Below are 1,764 nucleotides of genomic sequence, written 5' to 3'. Positions count from 1 at the left end.
AATGCTGATCTCCTTCAATTGATTATTATTCTGCAATGTTTCTAGTTGTTCTCTTAATGATTTCATCGAGTAACGCTCATCCATTTGGCGGAACGTTTCCCATCCCAAAACCGCTGGACCATCTATTAATAAGATTTTGACATTCCTGGATTCCGTTGCAGCAATTAAAAATGCACGACAACCCTTCATAAGCTGTAGCCATTCATCGTCAGTTTTCATCGCTTCTGTTTCCACAAATTCAGCTACCTCTTGCTGGATGGTTTCAAAAACTGCTGAGAATAATGCTTTTTTACTTTTAAAATGATGGTAAAGCGCGCCTCTTGTTAAGTTAGCTTCCTGTACAATTTCTTCTAAGACAACTTGACTATATCCTTTTTCAATAAAATGCTGTTTCGCAATTTGTTTTAGTTTATGGATTGTTAATTCTGTTTCTTCCTTACTCTTTCTCATGATGTTTTCATACCTTTCCTCTCATTATTTCTACTAGTTTCGTCGCCTGGTCATCCTTGTTTTTAAGCAAAGTACGTAATCCATGAATGACTATCTTCGGCTGATAGCTGTTTTTATAGATAACATTCTTCTCTAACCATGTCAATACTTCTTCTGGATAATCTTTGGTTAAATCATTTATATGATTTGCGACTGATTTTTGCACATATTTTGAGGGATCGTTGATTAATTTTTCTAATAGCTGCAGATTATTTGCCGGGTCATTTTTAATTGGTTCCATCTTCTTCGCCCATGGTAGCCTTGGTCTTGTTCCTTCACTAACTAAACGGCGGACATGGCTATTCTCATCGTTTATCCATTTTTCTAAATAAAGAATACACAGCTCCATATTTTCATTTAAATATGGCCTGATTGCATATTCTGAGGTATGTCGTTTGGTTATTTCATATAATGCCTTTAATGATGCATCCATATGATTAATTCCGTACTTTTCAACGAAAAAAGCGACCGGCATCAAAAAATACCCCTCTTTAAACATGCCTTCTTCCTTACTATTTTCCGGTCCAAGGCAATGCAGCAAAATATTTAATGTATCAATATAATTTTCTGGCAGGTTATCTTTTAACAGATCTGTAATTATTTCAACCCTTTGCTTTAATTCTTTATTTATTACTTTATTTGCAACTTCTCGGATGAATGCATCTTGTGGAAATAGAGGATAGTGCGGCTTGATTAATGTTGATAATCGGACGGCTAGCTGCTCATCAAAATAATATTTTAAAGGGACATATTCAGCCATCCTGTTCATTCTCCCATATTTTTTCATAATATTTTTTAAGAAAGGATGGCGCTGGCGGAATGATCGTTATCAGATCAATTAACACACCATTTGGATCACTTGTAATAAAATGTCTTTGACCAAATTCTTCATCGCGGATATCAAGTTCTAGTGGAAGTTTTTCTTGTTGAATCAGTCTTGTATAAAGGGCATCTACATCATCTACTTCGAAGTTCAGTATTAACCCTTGGATCGAGTTACTGAAGCTTTTAGGGATTGTTTGATGATTTGTGTCTAAAATTGCCAGCTCATAATCCGTTTTATTCTGTTTCAGGCTAATATACCAATCCGCTTTAAATGTAACAGTAAAGTCAAAATGTTGCTGGTAGAACTCACTGGTTAACTCTACATCCTTCGACATAATTACAGGATAAAAAGACTGTAAATTCACTTAAATTACCTCCCTCTATATAATTCAAATATCTTTAAAATACTATTGTTTTCTCAAAATTTCTTTAACTCCTTTTTTATGGTGT

Annotated in this window: 3 protein-coding genes; all 3 read right to left on the bottom strand. The window is 34.5% G+C overall.

The window, feature by feature from the left end:
- The coding region (locus tag F9U64_RS22355; RefSeq protein ID WP_228275864.1) for a TetR/AcrR family transcriptional regulator at positions 1 to 450 on the bottom strand (450 nt) is incomplete at its 3' end.
- Positions 451 to 457: 7 nt separating this feature from the next.
- Entirely contained in the window at positions 458 to 1,249 is a 792-nt protein-coding gene (locus tag F9U64_RS22350) for a DNA alkylation repair protein (RefSeq protein WP_153407109.1), read from the bottom strand.
- Positions 1,242 to 1,679 (bottom strand): VOC family protein, encoded by a 438-nt coding sequence (locus tag F9U64_RS22345; RefSeq protein WP_153407108.1) that lies wholly within the window; start codon positions 1,677 to 1,679, stop codon positions 1,242 to 1,244. Before F9U64_RS22345 ends, F9U64_RS22350 begins: the two co-directional genes overlap by 8 nt.
- Positions 1,680 to 1,764 lie beyond the last annotated feature (85 nt).

It is taken from the genome of Gracilibacillus oryzae (assembly GCF_009498735.1).
Classification (GTDB): domain Bacteria; phylum Bacillota; class Bacilli; order Bacillales; family Amphibacillaceae; genus Gracilibacillus; species Gracilibacillus oryzae.
This window is presented reverse-complemented; position numbering and strand designations above follow the sequence as displayed.

Coding starts and splice junctions, on each gene's coding strand:
- F9U64_RS22350 (WP_153407109.1), bottom strand. CDS start 1,249: ATGGCTGAATATGTCCCTTTAAAATATTATTTTGATGAGCAGCTAGCC.